Raw genomic sequence first — 5437 nt, 5'->3', positions numbered from 1 at the left:
GGGGGGGAATGCAGATAGGGCCACCCCGCATGGGGTGGCCCTATCTGGAAGATTGTCCGGCGGCGTCCTACTCTCCCACACCCTCACGAGTGCAGTACCATCGGCGCTGGAGGGCTTAGCTTCCGGGTTCGGAATGTAACCGGGCGTTTCCCCTCCGCCATGACCGCCGTAACTCTATGAACATATCAAACAACACCGGCACACACTCACGGGTGTTCGCTTGTTCAGAGTTGCACAGTGGACGCGTAGCAGCTTAGTAGTCAAGTCCTCGGCCTATTAGTACCGGTCAACTGAACCCGTTACCGGGCTTACATTTCCGGCCTATCAACCCAGTCGTCTAGCTGGGGGCCTTACCCCACCAAGGTGGGTGGGATACCTCATCTTGAAGCAGGCTTCCCGCTTAGATGCTTTCAGCGGTTATCCCTTCCGAACGTAGCTAACCAGCCGTGCCCTTGGCAGGACAACTGGCACACCAGAGGTTCGTCCGTCCCGGTCCTCTCGTACTAGGGACAGCCCTTCTCAAGTATCCTACGCGCACGGCGGATAGGGACCGAACTGTCTCACGACGTTCTAAACCCAGCTCGCGTACCGCTTTAATGGGCGAACAGCCCAACCCTTGGGACCTGCTACAGCCCCAGGATGCGACGAGCCGACATCGAGGTGCCAAACCATCCCGTCGATATGGACTCTTGGGGAAGATCAGCCTGTTATCCCCGGGGTACCTTTTATCCGTTGAGCGACACCGCTTCCACTCGCAAGTGCCGGATCACTAGTCCCGACTTTCGTCCCTGCTCGACCTGTCAGTCTCACAGTCAAGCTCCCTTGTGTACTTGCACTCAACACCTGATTGCCAACCAGGCTGAGGGAACCTTTGGGCGCCTCCGTTACCTTTTAGGAGGCAACCGCCCCAGTTAAACTACCCACCAGACACTGTCCCTGAACCGGATAACGGTCCGAAGTTAGATACCCAAATCAACCAGAGTGGTATTTCAAGATTGCCTCCACCCATACTGGCGTATGGACTTCACCGGCTCCCACCTATCCTACACAAGCTAATTCGAGTACCAATGTCAAGCTATAGTAAAGGTCCCGGGGTCTTTCCGTCCTGCCGCGCGTAACGAGCATCTTTACTCGTACTGCAATTTCGCCGGGCCTGTGGTTGAGACAGTGGGGAAGTCGTTACGCCATTCGTGCAGGTCGGAACTTACCCGACAAGGAATTTCGCTACCTTAGGATGGTTATAGTTACCACCGCCGTTTACTGGCGCTTAAGTTCTCCGCTTCGCCCCGAAGAGCTAACAGGTCCCCTTAACGTTCCAGCACCGGGCAGGCGTCAGTCCATATACATCGAATTACTTCTTCGCATGGACCTGTGTTTTTAGTAAACAGTCGCTTCCCCCTGCTCTCTGCGGCCATACAACGCTCCACCCGCGCGGGGCTTCACGTCTCCGGCCCCCCTTCTCCCTAAGTTACGGGGGCAATTTGCCGAGTTCCTTAACCACAGTTCGCCCGATCGCCTCGGTATTCTCTACCTGACCACCTGTGTCGGTTTGGGGTACGGGCCGCTAAGAACTCGCTAGAGGCTTTTCTCGGCAGCATAGGATCACTGACTTCACCTGAATCGGCTCGGCATCACGTCTCAGCCTTCATGCGGTGCGGATTTGCCTACACCACGGCCTACACGCTTACCCCGGCACAACCACCGGCCGGGCTCAGCTACCTTCCTGCGTCACCCCATCGCTTGACTACTACCCATCAGGTTCCCAACCTCCCCACCATCCGTCCGAAGACATCAGGCAGCTCGGGTGGTTAGCACAACGAGGTTCATCAGGGACGCTCTTTCGCGGGTACGGGAATATCAACCCGTTGTCCATCGACTACGCCTCTCGGCCTCGCCTTAGGTCCCGACTCACCCAGGGCGGATTAGCCTGGCCCTGGAACCCTTGGTCATCCGGCGGAAGGGTTTCTCACCCTTCTTTCGCTACTCATGCCTGCATTCTCACTCGTGCCGCGTCCACAACTGGGTCACCCCGCTGCTTCACTCGCGGCACGACGCTCCCCTACCCATCCACACACCTGCACAAGGAATCACGTCCAAGCGAGGATAAAATGTGAATGCCACAGCTTCGGCGGTGTGCTTGAGCCCCGCTACATTGTCGGCGCGGAACCACTTGACCAGTGAGCTATTACGCACTCTTTAAAGGGTGGCTGCTTCTAAGCCAACCTCCTGGTTGTCTATGCGACCCCACATCCTTTTCCACTTAGCACACGCTTAGGGGCCTTAGCTGGTGATCTGGGCTGTTTCCCTCTCGACTACGAAGCTTATCCCCCGCAGTCTCACTGCCGCGCTCTCACTTACCGGCATTCGGAGTTTGGCTGATTTCGGTAAGCTTGTGGGCCCCCTAGACCATCCAGTGCTCTACCTCCGGCAAGAAACACGCGACGCTGCACCTAAATGCATTTCGGGGAGAACCAGCTATCACGGAGTTTGATTGGCCTTTCACCCCTAACCACAGGTCATCCCCCAACTTTTCAACGTTGGTGGGTTCGGCCCTCCACGCGGTCTTACCCGCGCTTCAGCCTGCCCATGGCTAGATCACTCCGCTTCGGGTCTAGGACACGCGACTGAATCGCCCTATTCAGACTCGCTTTCGCTACGGCTCCCCCACACGGGTTAACCTCGCCACATGCCACTAACTCGCAGGCTCATTCTTCAAAAGGCACGCCGTCACCCCGCAAGGCTCCGACGGATTGTAGGCGAACGGTTTCAGGTACTATTTCACTCCCCTCCCGGGGTACTTTTCACCATTCCCTCACGGTACTCGTCCGCTATCGGTCACCAGGAAGTATTTAGGCTTACCAGGTGGTCCTGGCAGATTCACGGCAGATTTCAGGGGTCCGCCGCTACTCGGGAACACCCACAGAAGGTCAGCAACTTTCACCTACCGGACTCTCACCGTCTACGGTCAGCCATTCCAGACTGTTCGACTAGCCACCAACTTTGTAACTTCTCGAACAAGTGTCAGCTTGTTCAGCAGGGTCCCACAACCCCGACCACGCAACCCCTGACAGGTATCACACGCAGCCGGTTTAGCCTCGATCCGCTTTCGCTCGCCACTACTCACGGAATCACTAAATTGTTTTCTCTTCCTGCGGGTACTGAGATGTTTCACTTCCCCGCGTTCCCTCCACACACCCTATGTGTTCAGGTGTGGGTGACACCACATGACTGGTGCCAGGTTTCCCCATTCGGACACCCTGGGATCACAGCTTGGTTGACAGCTCCCCCAGGCCTATCGCGGCCTCCCACGTCCTTCATCGGCTCCTGGTGCCAAGGCATTCACCGTTCGCCCTTGACAACTTGACCACAAAGATGCTCGCGTCCACTGTGCAATTCTCAACAAACGACCAACCCACAACCCGATCCGCCCCACACCAAACCCAGTCCTCAGACCAGCGGTATGCGAGGCCAAGCCATGCCTGGCAGACTTCCAACCCCCGCAGGGGCCAGACCAGTCTCTGAAACAACAACCAATGGTTGTTCCTTCAGGACCCAACAGGGTGCTCACATCCCTCTCCAGCCGCACCAGAAGCATCCGTTCCCACCACCTCGAAAGGTGGCTGTACTAAGCGCCGCCGGCCGTTGCCGAAGCTGAACTTGCCAGTGTCTCCGCCATTCGAGCACCCCACCACCACAGTCGGGCAGTGCGGGCTCCTCACCGACTTTCGTCGGAAGGTGCTCCTTAGAAAGGAGGTGATCCAGCCGCACCTTCCGGTACGGCTACCTTGTTACGACTTCGTCCCAATCGCCAGCCCCACCTTCGACGGCTCCCTCCACAAGGGTTGGGCCACCGGCTTCGGGTGTTGCCGACTTTCGTGACGTGACGGGCGGTGTGTACAAGGCCCGGGAACGTATTCACCGCAGCGTTGCTGATCTGCGATTACTAGCGACTCCGACTTCACGGGGTCGAGTTGCAGACCCCGATCCGAACTGAGACCGGCTTTTTGGGATTCGCTCCACCTCACGGTATCGCAGCCCATTGTACCGGCCATTGTAGCATGCGTGAAGCCCTGGACATAAGGGGCATGATGACTTGACGTCATCCCCACCTTCCTCCGAGTTGACCCCGGCAGTCTTCGATGAGTCCCCGCCATAACGCGCTGGCAACATCGAACGAGGGTTGCGCTCGTTGCGGGACTTAACCCAACATCTCACGACACGAGCTGACGACAGCCATGCACCACCTGTGACCGCCCCCGAAGGACCCCCCATCTCTGGAGGTTTTGCGGCCATGTCAAACCCAGGTAAGGTTCTTCGCGTTGCATCGAATTAATCCGCATGCTCCGCCGCTTGTGCGGGCCCCCGTCAATTCCTTTGAGTTTTAGCCTTGCGGCCGTACTCCCCAGGCGGGGCGCTTAATGCGTTAGCTGCGGCACAGGGAACCGGAGAGGCCCCCCACACCTAGCGCCCAACGTTTACAGCGTGGACTACCAGGGTATCTAATCCTGTTCGCTCCCCACGCTTTCGCTCCTCAGCGTCAGTATCGGCCCAGAGACCCGCCTTCGCCACCGGTGTTCCTCCTGATATCTGCGCATTTCACCGCTACACCAGGAATTCCAGTCTCCCCTACCGAACTCTAGCCTGCCCGTATCGACCGCAGGCTTGGGGTTGAGCCCCAAGTTTTCACGGTCGACGCGACAAGCCGCCTACGAGCTCTTTACGCCCAATAAATCCGGACAACGCTCGCACCCTACGTCTTACCGCGGCTGCTGGCACGTAGTTGGCCGGTGCTTCTTCTGCAGGTACCGTCACTCTCGCTTCGTCCCTGCTGAAAGAGGTTTACAACCCGAAGGCCGTCATCCCTCACGCGGCGTCGCTGCATCAGGCTTCCGCCCATTGTGCAATATTCCCCACTGCTGCCTCCCGTAGGAGTCTGGGCCGTGTCTCAGTCCCAGTGTGGCCGGTCGCCCTCTCAGGCCGGCTACCCGTCGTCGCCTTGGTAGGCCATCACCCCACCAACAAGCTGATAGGCCGCGAGCCCATCCCAAGCCGAAAAACTTTCCACCACCAGCCATGCGGCCAGCAGTCCTATTCGGTATTAGCCCCCGTTTCCGAGGGTTATCCCAAAGCTTGGGGCAGGTTGCTCACGTGTTACTCACCCGTTCGCCGCTCGAGTACCCCGAAGGGCCTTTCCGCTCGACTTGCATGTGTTAAGCACGCCGCCAGCGTTCGTCCTGAGCCAGGATCAAACTCTCCAACAAAAAATTGGAAAACAATCCTGACAACAAACAAATTGTTGCCAAAGGAATCCCAACCAGCCAGAAAAACTGACCAGTCCGGGGTATAAATCATAATTGGCACTGGCTTTACAAGCACCCTGTTGAGTTCTCAAAGAACAACCACACACCGACCAGAAGCCCCACCTCAGTGGAACCCC

At 57.7% G+C, this 5437-nt stretch carries 3 rRNA genes; all 3 read right to left on the bottom strand.

The annotated features are described in order from the left end of the window. Positions 1-54 precede the first annotated feature (54 nt). Positions 55-171 (bottom strand): 5S ribosomal RNA (gene rrf / locus AB0B85_RS33500). Between the two features lie 85 nt (positions 172-256). Then, positions 257-3366, bottom strand: a 23S ribosomal RNA gene (locus tag AB0B85_RS33495). 380 nt (positions 3367-3746) lie between these two features. Then, positions 3747-5261, bottom strand: a 16S ribosomal RNA gene (locus tag AB0B85_RS33490). Together the 16S, 23S and 5S rRNA genes form the textbook arrangement of a ribosomal RNA operon. Between the last annotated feature and the right edge of the window lie 176 nt (positions 5262-5437).

This window comes from Micromonospora sp. NPDC049044 (assembly GCF_040649215.1).
In the GTDB taxonomy this organism is placed as follows: domain Bacteria; phylum Actinomycetota; class Actinomycetes; order Mycobacteriales; family Micromonosporaceae; genus Micromonospora.
Note: the sequence above shows the minus strand (reverse complement) of the source record. Positions and strands in the feature narration are given on the sequence as shown.